This is a genomic window from Sphingomonas humi, assembly GCF_039536725.1.
GTDB lineage: Bacteria > Pseudomonadota > Alphaproteobacteria > Sphingomonadales > Sphingomonadaceae > Sphingomicrobium > Sphingomicrobium humi.
This window is the reverse complement of sequence record NZ_BAAAZD010000001.1, coordinates 100,598-118,581: the sequence shown is the minus strand read 5'-3', so window position 1 is coordinate 118,581 and position 17,984 is coordinate 100,598. Positions and strand designations below refer to the sequence as shown.

The window sequence follows — 17,984 nt, the reverse complement described above, 5'->3', positions numbered from 1 at the left end:
CATGCGATTGTCCGATCTCGTCGACGTTCCCGCCGGCGCCGGAGCGGCTGCGCCCGATGTGACGGGGTTCGCCATCGACAGCCGCAAGGTGGCGCCGGGCACCGTCTTCGGTGCGTTTCACGGATCGGCCTTCAACGGCGAGGACTTCATCCCTGCAGCAGTCGCGGCAGGCGCCGTCGCGGTGATCGCGCGGCCCGACGCGCGCGTCGAAGGCGCCTTGCACATCGCCGCCGCCGAACCGCGCCGACGCTTCGCGGAACTCGCCGCGCGCTTCTTCGCGCCCTATCCCGAAACCGTGGTCGCGGTGACGGGGACCAATGGCAAGACTTCCACCGTCGAGATGACGCGCCAGTTGTGGCGCATGGCCGGGCAGCGTTCGGCCTCGGTCGGAACGCTCGGCGTCACCACCGCCGACGACCAGGTTAAGACCGGTCTGACCACGCCCGACATCGTCACCTTCCTTAGCAATCTGTCGGGGCTGAGGACGATGGGCATCACCCACGTCGCCTATGAGGCGTCGAGCCACGGGCTGGACCAATATCGCAGCGAAGGGCTGACCGTATCGGCCGCGGCCTTTACCAATTTCTCCCGCGATCATCTCGATTACCACGGCACCATGGAGGCCTATTTCGAGGCCAAGATGCGCTTGTTCGACGAGGTGGTGGATGATCATGGGACCGCCGTCGTCTGGACCGGCGATCCCAAAAGCGCCGATGTCATTGCATGCGCCCGCCGGCGCGGGCTCAAGGTCATGACCGTCGGCCCAGGCGGCGAGACGATCGATCTCAAGAGCCGCTCCGCCAGCCCACTCGGCCAGACCCTGGTACTGGGCCATGGCGGCAAGGACTGGACCCTGAAGCTGCCGCTGATCGGCGCTTATCAGGCGGCGAACGTGCTGGTGTCTGCGGGCCTGGTGCTCGCGACCGGGGGCGAGTGGACGCAGACGTTTGCAGGCCTCGGGCGCCTGTCCCCCGTGCGTGGGCGGCTTGAGCGGGCGGTCATCACCCCCGCCGGAGCGCCCGTCTATATCGATTACGCCCACACACCCGACGCGCTGGAAGCGGCGATTTCCGCGCTGCGGCCGCACGTCGAGGGACGGCTGATCACGATGTTCGGCGCGGGCGGTGACCGCGACAAGGGCAAGCGGCCGCAGATGGGCCGGGTGGCGGCGGCGGGCAGCGATCTCGTCATCGTCACCGACGACAATCCCCGCACGGAAGATCCCGCAATGATCCGCCGCGAAGTCCTCGCCGGCGCCCCCGGTGCGCGCGAGATCGGCGGGCGGCGAGAGGCGATTGCATTCGCCATCGGCGAAGCGCGCGAAGGCGACATCGTCCTGCTCGCCGGCAAGGGCCATGAAACGGTGCAGGTGATCGGGACGCAGGTCATGCCGTTCGACGATGCAGAGGTCGCTCGGGAGTGCGCGGCGTGAGCGGCCCGCTGTGGACTTCGGCCGAGATCGAAGCGGCCACCGGGGGCACCGCCTCGGCCGTGTTCGACGTCACCGGAATCACCTTCGACAGCCGGGAAGTGGAGCCCGGTTGGCTCTTTGTCGCCATGCCCGGGACAGTCGCCGACGGGCATGATTTCGTCGCCAGGGCCCTTGGCCTGGGTGCGGCAGGAGCCTTGGTCAGCCGCGCCGTGGAAGGCCCGCACGTGCTCGTGGCCGATGTCCCGCAAGCGCTCGAGGCCCTGGCCCGGGAAGGCCGCGCGCGGATGGACGGCAAGGTGCTTGGCGTCACCGGTTCGGTCGGCAAGACCGGGACCAAGGAAGCGCTCGCGGCGGCGCTGGCGCGGCGGCACCCGGGCAAGGTGCATCGCTCGCTCAAGAGCTACAACAACCATGTCGGCGTGCCGTTGAGCCTCGCCCGCATGCCGCGCGACAGCGTCTACGGCATCTTCGAGATGGGGATGAATCATGCCGGGGAAATCCGCGCCCTCGCCGCGATGGTCCGTCCGCACGTCGCGCTGATTACCGCCATTGCGCCCGCGCATATCGAGAATCTTGGATCGCTCGAGGCGATTTCGGACGCCAAGGGCGAGATCTTCGAAGGCCTGGAACCAGGCGGAACGGCGATCATCCCCAACGACACGCCCTATCGCGACCGCCTGCTGAAGGGTGCGCGGCGCTTTGCCGAGACGATCGTGACCTTTGGTTCGGGCGACGCGGACGTGGCGGCGATGCATGCAGTCCGCTCCGATAGCGGCGGAAGCCTCGTCACCGCTCGGCTGACGACCGCCGACCTCACCTACAACATCGCTCAGCCCGGCGAGCATTGGGTCGGCAACAGCCTTGCCGTGCTGGCCGCAGTGGAAGCGGTCGGCGCCGACCTCGCTGCGGCCGGGCTGGCGCTCGGCGACATGGGCGGCCTCAAGGGTCGCGGTGCGCGCCACCAGGTCCCCGTCGCGGGCGGGACCGCCTTGCTGATCGATGAAAGCTACAACGCCAATCCTGCCAGCATGAGCGCCACCTTGCGCAGCCTCGCGGCGGAAAATGTCGACGGCCGGCGGCTGGCAGTGCTGGGCACCATGCTCGAACTTGGCGACTTCAGCGATGAGGCGCACGCCGGCCTCGCGCCCATCATCCTCGAAACCGGAATCGCCGAACTGATCCTGGTCGGCGATGCGACCCGGCCGCTTGCGGCGGCGCTGGACGGCAGGCTTCCGGTCACCGTGGTCGCCGACGCGTCCGCCGCGACCGCCGCGCTGCTGGCACGGCTCGCCCCGGATGACGCGGTACTGGTCAAGGCATCGAACGGGATAGGGCTTGCTTCGCTGGTCGAGCGGGTGGCAGGGGGCGCGGCCTAATGCTTTACGTCATCGCAGAATATCTCGGTTTTCCAGGTGTCCTGAACCTGATCCGCTACATCAGCTTCCGGGCCGGGGCCGCGACAGCCACCGCGCTGCTGATCGGCCTGCTGATCGGGCCGTGGTTCATCAACATGCTTCGTGTCCGTCAGGGCAAGGGGCAGCCGATCAGAGCCGATGGGCCGCAGACCCACCTCGCCAAGCGCGGCACGCCGACCATGGGCGGCCTGCTGATCCTGGTGTCGGTTGTGATCTCCTGCCTGCTGTGGATGGACCTTGCGAGCCCCTACGTCTGGGCCTGCCTGGCGGTCACCGCGGGCTTCGGCGCGATCGGCTTCCTCGACGATTACGACAAGGTGAAAAAGGCGCACCACGCCGGCATTCCGGGCAAGGTCCGGCTGCTGCTGGAATTCGTGATCGCCGGCTTCGCGACCTGGCTGATGGTGCGGGTGTCGGGCACCAACCTTTACCTGCCGTTCGTGCAGGGACCGGCAATGCAGCTGGGCTGGTTTTACGTCCTGTTCGGTGCGTTCGTGATCGTCGCCTTCGGCAATGCGGTGAACTTGACCGATGGGCTGGACGGGCTGGCCACCATGCCGGTGGTGATCGCGGCGCTCGCCTTCGTCCTCCTCGCCTATCTTGGCGGCAACGCGCGCTATGCGACTTACCTTGGCATTCCGCATGTGCCGGGGGTCGGCGACCTCACCGTCCTGCTTCTGGCGGTGGTCGGCGGCTGCCTTGCCTTTCTGTGGTTCAACGCGCCCCCGGCGGCGGTCTTCATGGGCGATACGGGCAGCCTTGCGCTCGGCGGCGCCCTGGGCGCGGTTGCGGTCGCGACCCACAACGAGTTCGTGCTGGCGATCATCGGCGGGCTGTTCGTGGTAGAGGCGCTCTCCGTCATCATCCAGGTCGCGGTCTACAAGCGGACCGGGCGGCGGGTATTCCTGATGGCGCCCATCCATCACCATTTCGAGCACAAGGGCTGGAGCGAGCCGACGGTCGTGATCCGCTTCTGGATCATCGCTTTCGTGCTGGCGCTGGCCGGCCTGTCGACGCTGAAGCTGCGGTGATCACGGCCAAGGCCTGGAAAGACAAGAGATACGCCGTCTACGGGCTCGCCCGCTCCGGCCTCGCCACCGTGCGCGCGCTGGTGGCGAGCGGCGCCCAAGTCACGGCATGGGACGATAAAGGGGAGGCGCGGGCGCAGGCTGAGGGCGCCGCGCTTCTCGACCTCAACAGCGCCGACTTTTCGCAATTCGACAGTTTCGTCGTCTCACCCGGCGTGCCCCTCAACACCCATCCGCTTGCCCAGCGGGCGCGGGAGGCAGGCGTTGAAATTATCGGCGACATCGAGCTGTTCGCCCGCGCCCGGCCCAATCTTCCGCCGCACAAGGTCGTCGGGATCACCGGCACCAACGGCAAGAGCACCACGACCGCGCTGGTCCACCACATCCTCAAGGCCGCCGGCATGCCGGCGACCATGGGCGGCAATATCGGCCTTCCGATCCTCGCGCAGGACCCGCTGCCCGAAGGCGGCGTCTACGTGCTGGAGCTGTCGAGCTACCAGATCGACCTGACCCAGAGCCTCGACTGCGATGTCGCGGTATTGCTCAATATCACGCCCGATCATCTGGATCGGTACGAAAGCTTCGATGCTTACGCGGCGAGCAAGGCACGGCTCTTCACCATGCAGTCGCCCGACCAGACGGCCCTTGTCGACTGGAGCCTCTTTGAGCGCGGGCTGGTTGCTCCTGCTGCGGGCTTCAACAGCCTGACCCTGCCAAGCGGCTACGATCAGGCAGGGTGGCCCGCGCTCCAAGGACCCCACAACGAGCAGAACGCCGCCGCTGCAATCGAGACGGCGGCCTGGCTGGGTTTGGGCGAAGAGGAAATTGCTGCGGGCCTGCGCAGCTACCCGGGCCTGCCGCACCGCATGGAGCGCGTTCGCGAAATGAATGGCACCCTGTTCGTCAACGACAGCAAGGCGACCAACGCCGAGGCCGCGGCGCCGGCGCTCGCCGCTTACCCGCGCATTCGCTGGATTGTCGGCGGGCAAGCGAAGACCAAGGAACTGGGCGACACCGCCAGCCATTTCGACCATGTAGTCCGCGCCTACACCATCGGCGAGGCAGGTCCGCTGTTCGCCACGCTCCTGCGCGAGCGCGGGGTGGACGTAATCGAGTCGGAAACGCTGGAAAATGCGGTGAAATGTTCCGCCCGGGATTCACTTCCTGGCGAGACGGTTCTACTCTCCCCGGCCTGCGCCTCGTTTGATCAGTTCCGGGACTTCGAGGCGCGCGGGGAGGCCTTCAAGGCCTTGGTGGGGGCATTATGAACGGCGTTCTGGCGAAGGCCTTTCCGATCGACACGAGCAATCGCTACGGCCGCGCTGACCGCTCGGCCGTGGGGCGCTGGTTCTGGGAGATCGATCGCGTCCTGCTGGTGCTCGTCGCGGTGCTGATCGCGATCGGCCTAGTCGCCGTCGCGGCCGCCAGCCCGGCTGCGGCGCAGCGCTATTCGGGCGGCAACGTCACCTTCGCACCCCTCTACTATTTCTATCGACAGCTGGTCTGGCTCGCCCTTTCCATTCCGGTGATGATCGTCATTTCGATGATGCCGCGCGAGCGCTTGCGGCAATGGTGCCTGCTCGGCTGCGCCGGCTGCATCGGGCTGATGCTGCTGGTGCCGGTGATCGGCCCGGAAGTGAATGGCGCCAAGCGCTGGATCGGCTTTGGTTTTGCGCAGGTGCAGCCGTCGGAATTTTTGAAGCCATTCTTCATCGTCACCGTGGCCTGGATCCTCAGCCTCAAGGAAAAGGACAAGAAGCTGCCGGTGATGATTCTGTCCGGCGGGCTTGCCGGGCTGGTCGCGGTGCTGCTGATGATCCAGCCCGATTTCGGCTCGACCATCATCTTCGGTACCGTGTGGATCGTGATGATCGCGCTGGCGGGGGCCAACGTCCGGGTGCTTGGCCTGATGGGTGTCGCCGGCCTCGTCGGCATCGTGCTGGCTTACTTCTTCTATGACGTGGCGCAGGTCCGCATCGACGGCTTCCTGTTCGGCGAAGGCGACAATTTCCAGGTCGAGAATGCGATGCGCACGCTGACCGCGGGCGGGCTGCTCGGCATGGGACCGGGCGGAGGCACCCGCAAGTTCCACCTGCCCGAACCCCACACCGACTATATCTTCTCGGTCATCGGCGAGGAGTTCGGGCTCATCGCCTGCATGGCGATCGCGGTCATCTACTGCGCCATCGTGGTCCGGGTGCTGGTCAAATTGCTCGACGAGGACGAGCCCTTTGCCGTCCTCGCCGCCGCCGGGCTGGCCTGCCAGTTCGGGCTGCAGGCGCTGATCAACATGGCGGTCAACGTCCAGCTCGCCCCGTCCAAGGGCATGACCCTGCCGTTCATCTCCTACGGCGGAAGCTCGATGCTGGCACTGTCGATCGGTATGGGCCTGCTGCTCGCCTTCACCCGCACCAACCCCTACCTGAAGCGATCGCCCTATGTGGTGAAGTGGAGCGAGGGGCGCTAAGCGGGCGGAATGAACTTCGTCCTCGCGGCCGGCGGAACCGGCGGGCACATGATCCCGGCCCATGCCCTCGCCGCCGAACTCAAGGCGCGCGGGCATGGCGTCCTCCTGATCACCGACGCCCGCGGGTCGCGAATCCCGGGGCTGTTCGACGACGTTCCCGTCCATATCCTCCCGGCTGGACGGCTGACCAAGACGCCGTGGGGCATGCTGAAGGCGATGCGTTCGGTCATGGCCGGCCGACGCGAGGCCAAGACGCTGTACCGCAAACACCGGCCCGATGCAGTCGTCGGCTTCGGGGGCTATCCCGCCTTTCCCGCGCTGCTCGCGGCGTCCTCGCTCAGGATCCCGACCGTGCTGCACGAGCAGAATGCGGTGCTGGGCCGGGTCAACCGCCTGCTCGCCGGTGACGCGGCGGCGATCGCAACAGCATATGAACGGGTCGAGCGGCTGAAGCCCGGACACGAACGCAAGGTCGCCCTGGTCGGCAATCCGGTGCGCTCCAGCATCGTCAAACTGGGCGAACTGCCTTTCCCGGCCTTCGATTCCTTCGCGCCCCTGAAGCTCCTCGTCACCGGCGGCAGCCAGGGGGCGACCGTGCTTGGCGAGATCGTGCCGGCGGGGCTTGGCGAATTGAGCGAAAACCTTCGCCACCGCCTGCAGGTGGTGCAGCAGTGCCGGCCCGACGACATCGAACGAGTTCGCGATACCTATCGCGATCTCGGCATCCCGGCGGAGCTGTCGACCTACCTTCGCGACATGGATGACAAGCTGGGTGCCTGCCACCTGATGATCGGCCGTGCGGGCGCCTCGACCATTGCCGAACTGACGGCGGCCGGCCGCCCCGCGATCCTTGTCCCGCTGCCGATCGCCACCGACGATCACCAGACCGCGAACGCACGCGAACTGGCGCGGGCTGGCGGCGCGCGGATGATCCCGCAGCCACAATTCACGCCTGAGGCGCTGGCCCGGCAGATCGAGGCGCTGGCCGACGATCCCGAAGCGCTCTCCAATGCCGCGGCGCGGGCGCTGTCGGTCGGCCGCCCGCACGCGGCCCGCGATCTTGCCGACCTCGTCGAACGGATCGGGCAGGGCGACCGCCCGGCGCTGGTCGGCCCCGCGATCAAGGCCGCGACCCCCTCGATTGGCCTCGCTCCGGCGGGAGCGACGGCATGAAGGCGGTCGGCACCGACATCGGCACCATCCACTTCGTCGGGATCGGCGGGATCGGCATGTCGGGCATTGCCGAGGTCATGCATCACCTCGGCTACAAGGTGCAGGGCTCCGACGCGAGCGAGAGCTACGTCACCGAGGGCCTGCGCAAGGTCGGCATCGACGTGATGATCGGCCAGAGCGCCGACAATCTCGGCGAGGCGGCAGTTGTCGTTTGCTCGACCGCCATTCGCGCCGACAATCCCGAAGTCGAGGAAGCCGCCCGCCGCCGCATCCCGCGCGTCCGCCGCGCCGAAATGCTGGCCGAGCTGATGCGGATGCAGAACACGGTCGCGGTCGCCGGCACCCATGGCAAGACGACGACCACCAGCATGATCGCGGCGCTGCTTGATGCGGGCGGGCTCGACCCGACCGTCATCAATGGCGGCATCATCAATGCCTATGGCTCCAATGCGCGCCTCGGCAAGGGCGACTGGATGGTGGTCGAGGCCGACGAAAGCGACGGCAGCTTCCTGCGGCTCGACGGGACTATCGCGGTGGTCACCAACATCGATCCCGAGCACCTCGATCATTACGGAAACTTCGACAAGGCCAAGGACGCGTTCGTCGAATTTGTCGAAAACGTGCCGTTCTACGGTCTCGCCGTGATGTGCATCGACCATCCGGAGGTCGCCAACCTCCTGAGCCGGATCAAGGACCGGCGGGTCGTCACCTACGGTTTTTCGGCGGCGGCGGACCTCAAGGCCGAAAACGTCACGACCGAAGGCGGGGTGACCCGCTTCGACGCGCTGGTGCTCGAACGCTCGGGCGAGCGGCGGCGGATCGAGGGCGTCACGCTGCCGATGCCGGGCCGCCACAATGTCCAGAACGCGCTGGCCGCGATCGCGGTCGGGCTCGAGCTTGGCCTGTCCGATAGCTGCATCGCCGGAGGGTTCGAACGGTTCGGCGGGGTCAAGCGCCGCTTCACCCGCGTCGGCGAGGTCGACGGAACCGTTATCATCGACGATTACGCCCACCATCCGGTGGAAATCCGCGCCGTCCTTTCCGCTGCGCGCGACAGCACCTCCGAGCGGGTCATCGCGGTCGTCCAGCCGCATCGCTACACCCGGCTCGCGGGGCTGATGGAGGATTTCGCCAACGCCTTTGTCGAAGCCGACACGGTGCTGGTCGCCCCGGTCTATGCCGCCGGCGAGGATCCGATCGAGGGCGCGGATGCGCTTGCCCTCGCCGAAGCCATCCGGGCGCGTGGCCATCGCATGGTCCAGACCGTCGACGGCCCCGCCGACCTCGCCCGCACCCTGCGTGACCTCGCCGCCGATGGCGACATCGTGATCTGCATGGGCGCCGGCGACATCACCAAATGGGCAGCCGGCCTTGCCAAGGCGATCGGCAACGAGCGCAGCTTCAAGGCCGCTCCGCCACCCGGCACCGCAGGCGACCAGGGATGAGCGAGGCGCAGACCCTGGGCCAGCAAGTGCGCGGCCGCCTGACGGCGCAAGCCCCGCTCGCACCCCTGGTGTGGTTCAAGTCGGGCGGAGCCGCCGAACGCCTGTTCGAGCCGGCCGACGTCGCCGACCTGCAGGCCTTCCTTGCCGCGCTCGACCCCGCCACGCCGGTTATGGCGCTCGGCCTCGGGTCCAACCTCATCATCCGCGATGGCGGGGTCCCGGGCGTGGTGGTCCGCCTTGGCAAGCCGTTCGCCAAAGTCAGCCAGGTGGACGCCGTGACGCTGGAATGTGGCGGCGGCGCTTCGGGCATCCTCGTCTCCTCCTCGGCGCGCGACGCCGGAATCGGCGGGATCGAATTCCTTCGCTCCATTCCGGGCACCGTCGGCGGCTTCGTGCGGATGAACGGCGGCGCCTACGGACGCGAGGTCAGGGATATCCTGGTCGAGGCCACCGTCGTCCTCCGCTCGGGCGAACTGGTAACGCTGACGAACGCCGATCTTGGCTACACCTACCGTCATTCCGACCTTCCCGCCGGCGCGATCGTGGTGTCCGCCATCTTCCGGGGTCATCCGGCCGAACCAGCCGCGGTGCAGGCCGAGATGGACCGTATCGCCGCCGCGCGCGAAGCCTCGCAGCCGCTGCGCAGCAAGACGGGCGGATCGACCTTCAAGAACCCTCTGCCGAAGAAGGCGTGGGAAGTCATCGACGCTGCCGGCTGCCGCGGCCTGACCATTGGCGAAGCACAGGTCAGCGAGAAACATTGCAACTTCCTCCTCAACCTCGGTACCGCGAGAAGTGCGGACATCGAGGCCCTTGGCGAAGAGGTCCGCGCCCGGGTTCGAGCGCACAGCGGGACCGAGCTCGAGTGGGAAATCCAGCGTGTCGGAATCTATGCCGACCACGCCAAACAAGGCTCTGTAGGAGTGAGTGCGTGAACCGGGACCTTCATGTTGTCGTGCTGATGGGCGGCTGGTCGTCCGAGCGCGAGGTCTCGCTGATGAGCGGCAAGGGCGTCGCCGAGGCCCTGCGCGAGCGCGGGTGGAACCGGGTCACCGGGGTCGACATGGACCGCAATGTCGCCCGCGTCCTCGAGGAACTGCGACCCGACATCGTCTTCAACGCGCTGCACGGCCATCCCGGCGAGGATGGCACCGTCCAGGGCATGCTCGATCTGATGGGCATTCCCTACACCCACAGCGGACTCAGCACGTCCGCGATCGCCATCGACAAGGAGCTGACCAAGCTGCTGCTGGTGCCGGCCGGCGTTCGCATGCCCAAAGGCACCATGGTCCGGTCCGAGACGCTGTTCGAGCGCGACCCGATCCCGCGGCCCTATGTGCTGAAGCCCGTCAATGAAGGATCCTCGGTCGGGGTCGCGATCGTCACCGACGAAAGCAATTACGGCAATCCGATCGGACGCGACACCGCGGGCCCGTGGAACGACTTCGACGAACTGCTCGCCGAGCCGTTCGTCGCCGGTCACGAGCTTACCGTCGCGGTGCTCGGCGACGAGGCGCTGTGCGTCACCGAGCTCAAGCCGCGGCAGGGCTTCTACGACTTTGACAGCAAATATACCGACGGCATGACCGAACATGTGTGCCCGGCCCAGATCCCGGACGAGATTGCGCAGGCGATGCTCGACATGGCGCTGACCGCGCACCGGGTGCTGGGCTGCAAGGGCGCCAGCCGTTCGGACTTCCGCTGGGACGATGCGCACGGCGACAAGGGGATCTACCTCCTCGAAACCAACACGCAGCCGGGGATGACGCCGCTCAGCCTGGTCCCCGAACAGGCGCGGCAGCGCGGCATTTCGTACGGCGAACTGGTCGAGCGCATCATTGCCGAGGCGCTGCAATGAACGCGCAGACTATCAAGCGCCCGGCTTCCGGCAAGGGGCGGGGCAAGCCGGCTGCGCGCAAGGCCCCGGCCCGTGCGGCGGCGGCGTCGCCCTGGCCCGCAGGAAGCGGCAAGCTCGCGCGCTATGCCTTCCTGGCGCTGGTCGCGATCATGGCAATCGTCGCGCTGATCGCGCTTGACCTGCCGGGCAAGGCCCTGCGCGCGACCGGTGCGGCGACGGGCGAAGCGGGCTTCAAGGTCGCGAGCTATCAGATCGTCGGCTTGAAGAACATGGAACGGCGCAAGGTCGATGCGGTCGTCACCGACGAGCTTCGCCGTGCTGCCGAAGAAGCGCCGATCGGGACCGACGAGCCGGCACAGGCACTGGTCGACCTCGACTGCATCCGCGACAGCCTGTTGCAATTCGGCTGGGTCAAGGACGCGCGCGTGTCGCGCCGCCTGCCCGACAGCCTGGTCATCGACCTCGTCGAACGAACGCCGAGCGCGGTTTGGCAGAACCAGGGCCGATTGAGCCTGATCGACAGCGAAGGGGTGGTGCTCGACGCCGTGCCGGTCGACCGCATGCCCGACCTGCCGCTGCTGATCGGGCCCGGGGCCAATGCCAAGGCGGTGCCGCTCCGCCGCATGATGGACAGCGTGCCCACCCTCAAGCCGCAGCTTGTTTCGGCAAGCTGGATCGGCGGGCGGCGCTGGGACCTGAATTTTGCTACCGGAGAAACCGTGTCCCTGCCTGAAACCGATGCCGCTGCCGCGCGGGCGCTGAAGCGCTTCGCCAAGATGGACAGCTCGACCGGCCTCCTGGGGCGGGACATGATCCGCTTCGACCTTCGCGTCCCTGGCAAGATGATCGTCCGCGTGCCGCCCGGTGCCACGCCGCCGCCCGCCACCAATGCCGAGGCGGCGCAATAATGGCGGGTCGCGACGCGCCAGTCCTGATCGGCGCCATCGACATCGGATCGTCCAAGGTCTCTGCTCTCGTCTGCACGCTGGACGAGGAAGGCCGTCCGCGCGTCCTCGGCACCGGCCAGCGCCAGAGCCGCGGCGTGAAGCGCGGGTTCGTCACCGACATGGAAGCGACCGAAGTGGCGGTGCGCGAAGCGGTCGAGCAGGCCGAGCGGATGAGCGGCCAGACCATCGAGGACGTCTGGGCGAGCTACGGCGCCGGCGGCCTCAGCAGCGGCCTTGCCACCGTCGAGGTGGAGATCGGCGGCCATCAGGTCGAGCCTGCCGACGTCGATGCGCTGCTCGAAAGCGGCCGCCAGGCCGTCGACCGGCCGGGGCAGGTCACGCTCCACGCCAATCCTGCCCTTTACACCATCGACGATGTCGAGGGCGTCCGCTCGCCGGTCGGGATGCATGCCAGCCGGCTGGGCGTGGATATCCACGTCATCGCCGCCGACGAAGCGCCCCTGCGCAATGTCGACCTCACCATCCGCCAGGCGCATCTTGGCGTTCGCGCGATTGTCGCCTCGCCGGTCGCCGCCGCGCTGGCCTGCCTCAGCCAGGAAGAACGCGACATCGGCGTCGCGCTGGTCGAGCTCGGGGCCGAGGTCACCAACGTGTCTCTTCACATCGGCGGAATGCTGGTGGCGCTGCGCTCGATCCCGCTGGGCGCCAAGGACATCACCGACGACATCGCCGCGGCGTTCGGAGTGCGCCGGCGCGACGCGGAGCGGATCAAATGTTTCCACGGATCCGCGATGACCAGCCCGCGCGACAATCACGAAGTGGTCGAAGCGCTGCCGATCGGCGCCGAGGACGGGGCCGAACCGCTCCGCATCAGCCGCGCGCAACTGATGACCGTGATCCGCCAGCGGGTCGAGCGGATCACTGCCGAGATCGACGATGCGTTGAAGGACATGGGGTTCGTGAAGCCTGTCGGGCGCCAGGTCGTGCTGACCGGGGGCGGGGCGGAGCTCAAGAATATCGCCGACTACATGCAGGGCGTGCTCGGCCGCGCGGTGCGGGTCGGAAGGCCGCGGGCGATCACCGGCTTGCCCGATGCGCACAGCGGTTCGGCCTTCAGCAGCCTGGTCGGGCTGGTTATGCTGGCGACCCAGCCCGATGGCCTCATCGACCTCGCGCTGCCCGGCAAGAAGCCGGCGGTAAGCGGCGGCGGATTGCTCAACCGGCTGGTTTCTACCTTCCGGCGGGGCAGGGCCTGATCGTCCCATCGCGGGACGGCTGAGTCTCTCCAGACACGCTTCGCCCGAAAATCGGCACAAGAGTTAACTTTTCCGCTTGTGCCGCAAAGAGCGGTGAATCATAGATTCACGCTTACAAGTTCAACGCGTTGACGAGCGGGGGTCCCACCACATGAGCATCGATTTCGTCCGGCCGGCTGTGGATGAGCTGAAGCCGCGCATTACCGTGATCGGTGTCGGCGGTGCGGGCGGCAACGCCATTGCCAACATGATTCGCGCCGACGTCCAGGGCGTCGACTTTGCGGTCGCCAATACCGACGCGCAGGCGCTCAACGCCTCGCTCGCCGATCGCCGCATCCAGCTCGGCCACAAGATCACGCAAGGCCTTGGCGCCGGCGCCCGTCCGGAAATCGGCCGCGCCGCGGCTGAAGAGGCGATGGAAGAGATCGAGCGCGCGCTCGAAGGGGCGCACATGTGCTTCATAGCGGCCGGCATGGGCGGCGGCACCGGGACCGGCGCCGCTCCGGTGATGGCCAAGGCCGCCCGCGACAAGGGCATCCTGACCGTCGGCGTCGTCACCAAGCCGTTCGCGTTTGAAGGCTCGCGCCGCACCCGCGCCGCCGAATCCGGCATCGCCGAACTGCAGCAGCACGTCGACACGCTGATCGTCATCCCGAACCAGAACCTGTTCCGCCTCGCCAACTCGGACACGACCTTCAAGGAAGCGTTCCAGATGGCCGACGAGGTCCTCCAGCAGGGCGTTCGCGGGATCACCGACCTGATGGTGATGCCCGGCCTCATCAACCTCGACTTCGCCGACGTCCGCTCGGTGATGGGCGAAATGGGCAAGGCGATGATGGGCACCGGCGAAGCGTCGGGCGACAACCGCGCGATCGAAGCCGCCGAGAAGGCGATCTCCAACCCGCTCCTCGACGGCGTGTCGATGAAGGGCGCCAAGGGCGTCATCATCTCGATCACCGGCGGCGAAGACATGCGCCTGATGGAAGTCGACGAGGCCGCCAGCCACATCAAGGAACTGGTCGACCCCGACGCCAACATCATCTGGGGTTCGGCGTTCAACAACGACCTCGACGGCAAGATCCGCGTGTCGGTCGTTGCGACCGGCATCGAGGCTGAAGAGGCCACCAAGGCCACCCCGAGCACCAGCGGAATGATGACTCCGCCGACCAAGGTGTTCACCTTCCCGACCCGCTCCACCGCGGCGACCCCGGCGCCGACGGCCGCCACTCCGGCTGCGCCGACCGCGACCGCTCCGGCACCGCTTGACCTTGGCACCAGTGACGACAGCGACGAGCTGCTGCTCGACAGCGAGGACATCCTGACCAGCCCGGTCGGCACCCCGCCGATCGCCCCGCCGGTCGACGAGGAAACCACTCCTGCGCCCAAGCGCGAGGCTGGCACACTGTTCGAACGGATGAGCAGCATGGCCCGCGCCGGCGGCAAGATCGAGGAAGAGCCGACCCCCAGCCTCCGCCGTGAGCCGCTGGACATTCCGCGCTTCCTCAACCGCCAGGGCAACCAGTAAGAGCAAGATCCCGCCCAATCCGCCGCGAGCGGAAAGGGATCGTATGAGAAGGGGCCTGGCGGTAGCGCCGGGCCCCTTCTTGTTTCCGGGACAGCTTCAACTCGTCCGCTGGAGCCCTCGCCTCATCGCCCCGGTAGCTTCCGCTCAGCCAAGGCTCAGCTAGACCCGGCGACGGGATGGGGATGACATACAAAGCATTGGTGGTGGCTGCTGCGCTTTTGCCGCAGGCGGCCGCGGCCCAGTATATCGGAGGGAGGCCGCCCGAGCCGCCGCCCGCGCCGGTGGCCGGAATGGTCGAAAGCCCGGAGGCGGCGCTCGCCCGCAACGTGCGGCTGATCGCAATCAATCCGAAGAATTACGATGCCCTGCTCGGGGCCGGCCGTGCAGCGCTTCGCCTCGGTGATGCGCAGGCGGCGATCGGCTTCTTCGGCCGCGCCGAGGAGATCAACGCCAATCACTGGGCGCCAAAGGCGGGGCAGGGCTCGGCAATGGCGCAGATGGGCGAAGCACAGGCCGCGCTCGGCCTGTTCGAACAGGCGCAGGCGCTCGGCGCGACGCAGAGCCTGATCGCGCTCGACCGCGGGCTGGCATTCGACTTGCTAGGTCGGCAGGCCGAAGCCCAGAGCGATTATCGCGCGGTGCTCGCCGGGCCCGACCAGGAAGAAGCCCGCCGCCGGCTTGCGCTCAGCCTCGCGATTTCGGGCCGCAAGGCCGAGGCGCTGACAACGCTCGATCCCTTGCTTGCCCGCCGTGACGCCGCCGCCCGGCGGACGCGCGCCTTCATCCTCGCGCTCGGCGGGGATCTCGACGGCGCGCGAGCGGCAATCGCTGCCTTGCTGCCGGGTGCCAGCAATGGGTTTGATCCCTTCCTTCGCCGCCTTGCCTCGCTCGGACCGGGACAGAAAGCGGCCGCGGTTCACCTCGGGATCATGCCTGCCGAGGGGGCCGCGCTCGCGGCCGCACAGGCGGCAGAAACGCCGCCGGCACCCGTATCGTCACCTCAGCCGGTGCGTGAGGCGAGGGTCCGGCAAGTGCGCGTCGCGTCGTCGGTCAAGCCTGCTCCCGCCAAGACCGACGAAGCCCCGCCGGCCAGCAAGCCGCAGGAAGATCGGTTGGCCTCGATCGAGAGCACGTTGGTGAAACTTCCCGCGCCGCCGCCCGCGCCCAAGCCAATCGTCGAGCGCCTGACCCGCCGGACGCCGGCACCCGAGCGCGAACTCGCCAGCCGCCCGGCGTCGGATGACCCCGTCCTCAAGGTCACCAAGCGCGGCACCAAGGTCGAGCCCAAGCCGCTTAAGCTTGCGGCCAAGGACAGTAAGGATGACGCCGTCAAGGCCGCGAAAACGGACAAGGACACAAAGACCCGCGGCAAGGCGGAGGAGGAGGAGGCCAAGCCGGCCAAGGCTGGCGCTTCCTCGTCGCGCATCTATGTGCAGCTTGCGGGCGGCGCCAATGCCGACCGCATGAGCAAGGAATATGAGCGCATCCGCAAGACCAAGTCGTCGCTGTTCCGGACTCGCCAGCCGCTGGTGTCGGCGGTGAAGGGCTGGTCGCGGCTGGTGATCGGGCCGTTCAAGGACGCCGATGAGGCGCAGGAATTCGTGAACGACCTACACGCCGCCAAGCTGGAAGGCTTCGTCTGGAACGCACCGGCCGGCCTCAAGCTCGAGAAGCTCGCATCGAAGTGAAATTGCCCTCCGGTATCGCCGCGCGTCCTTCCGATAGTCGCGGCCGGCTTCATGCCGAGCCAGACGACGGCCCGCGCGGTCCCCGCGATGCCTTCCAGCGCGATCGCGACCGGATCGTCCATTCGATCGCCTTCCGCCGCCTGCGTCACAAAACCCAGGTGTTCGTCGCCCCGGATGGCGATCATTACCGCGTCCGACTGACCCACAGCCTCGAAGTCGCGCAGATCGGCCGCACCATCGCCCGAGCATTCGGCCTAAACGAGGACCTGACCGAGGCGCTCTGCCTTGCGCACGATCTTGGCCATCCGCCGTTCGGCCATGCTGGCGAGGATGCGCTGGACGAGGCGCTGCGGGCGGCGGGCGGGTTCGATCACAACGGCCACACGCTGCGCTTGGTGACCGCGCTGGAGACACCTTATCCGGCGTTCGACGGGCTGAACCTGACGTGGGAGACGCTCGAAGGGCTGGCCAAGCACAATGGCCCGGTGGCGAACCCTCAATGGGCGCTGGCCGGGGTCGATGCCGCGGTGGGGCTGGAGCTGGGCTCGCACGCCAGCCTCGAGGCGCAGGTCGCCGCGATTGCCGACGACATCGCCTACGACAATCACGACATCGACGATGGCCTGCGGGCAGGCGTGCTCCCGCTCGACCTCCTTCTAGAGCTTCCGTTCGTGGCGCGGCACTGGCAGGCGATTGAGCAGCGCTGGCCCGACCTGCCGCTCGACCGCAAGATCAAAGCGCTGGTCCGCGACCAGATCGGGACCATGGTCGGCGACCTGCTGGCCGAGACCCGCCGCCGGGTGGCCGAGTCTGGGGTCGAGACGCTGGCCGAAGTGCGCGCCGCGGGTCGGCCGCTGGCCGGCTTCTCTGCCGAACTTGCGGCGGAGGAGCGGGCCTTGAAGAAGTGCCTCTACGCCAACCTCTATAATGCCCCGGCGCTGCAGCCGGTGCGGATCGAGGCGCAGCGGGTGGTTGGCAATCTCGCCCGCGCCTACCTCGCCGACCCCCGCCTGCTGCCCGACGCCTGGCACCGCGGCGAGGACGAAGTCGCCACCGCCCGCAATATCGCCGACTATATCGCGGGGATGACCGACCCCTTCGCGATCAAGCGTCACGAAGCCCTGATCGGCCCGGTCGAGCTTCCGGAGAAGTTCTGATGCGAGCGGCCATGATCGGTGCGACGGGGCTGATCGGGCGGCAGTTGTGGCCGTTGCTGCAGGCCCGTCACGCCCTGCTGTCGCTTGGAAGGCGCCCGAGCGGCGCGGCGCACGAGAAGATCGGCGACATGGCGCAATGGCCCGGGCTTCTCAGCGGCGAGAATATCGATGTTGCGATCTCGACGCTCGGTACGACCCGCAAGGCTGCTGGCAGCTGGGCGGCGTTCGAGGCAGTCGACCGGCATGCCGTTCTGGCCTTCGCCTCTGCCGCCCGCGAGGCCGGGGCGCGGCAGTTCCTCCTTGTCTCCTCGTCGGGCGCGAACGCAGACAGCCGCAACGATTATCTGCGGTTGAAGGGCGAGGTCGAGCAGGCCATCGCCGCTTTCGGGTTCGAGCGGGTGGACGTATTCCGGCCTGGGCTGTTGCTTGGGGAGCGGTCCGAACGCCGCCCGGCGGAGGCGGCTGGCCAGGCGCTCGGCCCGGTGCTCAACCTACTGCTGCGCGGGCCGCTCGATCGCTACGCGGCAATCGACGCCGGGCTGGTCGCGCGGGCAATGGCAGCGCTTGCCGGCCGCGAGCAACCGGGGCGCTTTATCCATCACAACCGCGAGATCAGGGCGCTCGCCGCCTAG

15 protein-coding genes are annotated in these 17,984 nt (G+C 67.8%); all 15 read left to right on the top strand.

Annotation, left to right across the window (positions count from 1 at the left end):
* The first annotated feature begins 1 nt into the window (after position 1).
* The 15 genes from ABD729_RS00460 (at position 2) to ABD729_RS00390 (ending at position 17,984) form a co-directional block, all read left to right on the top strand.
* Positions 2-1,432 (top strand): UDP-N-acetylmuramoyl-L-alanyl-D-glutamate--2,6-diaminopimelate ligase, encoded by a 1,431-nt coding sequence (locus tag ABD729_RS00460; protein ID WP_344708187.1) that lies wholly within the window; start codon positions 2-4, stop codon positions 1,430-1,432.
* Positions 1,429-2,808 carry a UDP-N-acetylmuramoyl-tripeptide--D-alanyl-D-alanine ligase gene (locus tag ABD729_RS00455; RefSeq protein WP_344708186.1) on the top strand — a complete coding sequence of 460 codons (1,380 nt, stop codon included), beginning with the start codon at positions 1,429-1,431 and terminating at the stop codon, positions 2,806-2,808. Before ABD729_RS00460 ends, ABD729_RS00455 begins: the two co-directional genes overlap by 4 nt.
* Positions 2,808-3,878 (top strand): phospho-N-acetylmuramoyl-pentapeptide-transferase, encoded by a 1,071-nt coding sequence (gene mraY, locus ABD729_RS00450; protein WP_344708185.1) that lies wholly within the window; start codon positions 2,808-2,810, stop codon positions 3,876-3,878. Before ABD729_RS00455 ends, mraY begins: the two co-directional genes overlap by 1 nt.
* Positions 3,875-5,143, top strand: a complete 1,269-nt coding sequence (locus ABD729_RS00445; protein WP_344708184.1) for a Mur ligase family protein — start codon at positions 3,875-3,877, stop codon at positions 5,141-5,143. Before mraY ends, ABD729_RS00445 begins: the two co-directional genes overlap by 4 nt.
* Positions 5,140-6,342 (top strand): FtsW/RodA/SpoVE family cell cycle protein, encoded by a 1,203-nt coding sequence (locus tag ABD729_RS00440; protein ID WP_344708183.1) that lies wholly within the window; start codon positions 5,140-5,142, stop codon positions 6,340-6,342. The genes ABD729_RS00445 and ABD729_RS00440 overlap by 4 nt, the downstream gene beginning before the upstream one ends.
* A gap of 9 nt (positions 6,343-6,351) precedes the next feature.
* On the top strand, positions 6,352-7,515 hold the full coding sequence (murG, locus tag ABD729_RS00435; protein WP_344708182.1) for an undecaprenyldiphospho-muramoylpentapeptide beta-N-acetylglucosaminyltransferase: 1,164 nt from the start codon (positions 6,352-6,354) through the stop codon (positions 7,513-7,515).
* Positions 7,512-8,960 carry a UDP-N-acetylmuramate--L-alanine ligase gene (gene murC / locus ABD729_RS00430; RefSeq protein WP_344708181.1) on the top strand — a complete coding sequence of 483 codons (1,449 nt, stop codon included), beginning with the start codon at positions 7,512-7,514 and terminating at the stop codon, positions 8,958-8,960. The genes murG and murC overlap by 4 nt, the downstream gene beginning before the upstream one ends.
* Positions 8,957-9,895, top strand: coding sequence for a UDP-N-acetylmuramate dehydrogenase (gene murB / locus ABD729_RS00425; RefSeq protein ID WP_344708180.1), 939 nt, complete (start codon positions 8,957-8,959; stop codon positions 9,893-9,895). Before murC ends, murB begins: the two co-directional genes overlap by 4 nt.
* On the top strand, positions 9,892-10,818 hold the full coding sequence (locus tag ABD729_RS00420) for a D-alanine--D-alanine ligase (RefSeq protein ID WP_344708179.1): 927 nt from the start codon (positions 9,892-9,894) through the stop codon (positions 10,816-10,818). Before murB ends, ABD729_RS00420 begins: the two co-directional genes overlap by 4 nt.
* Positions 10,815-11,726: a cell division protein FtsQ/DivIB gene (locus ABD729_RS00415; RefSeq protein WP_344708178.1), complete on the top strand. Its 912-nt coding sequence runs from the start codon at positions 10,815-10,817 to the stop codon at positions 11,724-11,726. The genes ABD729_RS00420 and ABD729_RS00415 overlap by 4 nt, the downstream gene beginning before the upstream one ends.
* A complete protein-coding gene (ftsA, locus tag ABD729_RS00410) occupies positions 11,726-12,982 on the top strand; it encodes a cell division protein FtsA (protein ID WP_344708177.1) in 1,257 nt (418 codons plus the stop codon). The genes ABD729_RS00415 and ftsA overlap by 1 nt, the downstream gene beginning before the upstream one ends.
* Before the next feature lie 151 nt (positions 12,983-13,133).
* On the top strand, positions 13,134-14,507 hold the full coding sequence (ftsZ, locus tag ABD729_RS00405) for a cell division protein FtsZ (protein ID WP_344708176.1): 1,374 nt from the start codon (positions 13,134-13,136) through the stop codon (positions 14,505-14,507).
* Positions 14,508-14,689: 182 nt separating this feature from the next.
* Positions 14,690-16,195: an SPOR domain-containing protein gene (locus ABD729_RS00400; RefSeq protein WP_344708175.1), complete on the top strand. Its 1,506-nt coding sequence runs from the start codon at positions 14,690-14,692 to the stop codon at positions 16,193-16,195.
* Positions 16,192-17,352, top strand: coding sequence for a deoxyguanosinetriphosphate triphosphohydrolase (locus ABD729_RS00395; protein ID WP_344708174.1), 1,161 nt, complete (start codon positions 16,192-16,194; stop codon positions 17,350-17,352). Before ABD729_RS00400 ends, ABD729_RS00395 begins: the two co-directional genes overlap by 4 nt.
* Positions 17,352-17,984: an NAD-dependent epimerase/dehydratase family protein gene (locus tag ABD729_RS00390; RefSeq protein ID WP_344708173.1), complete on the top strand. Its 633-nt coding sequence runs from the start codon at positions 17,352-17,354 to the stop codon at positions 17,982-17,984. The genes ABD729_RS00395 and ABD729_RS00390 overlap by 1 nt, the downstream gene beginning before the upstream one ends.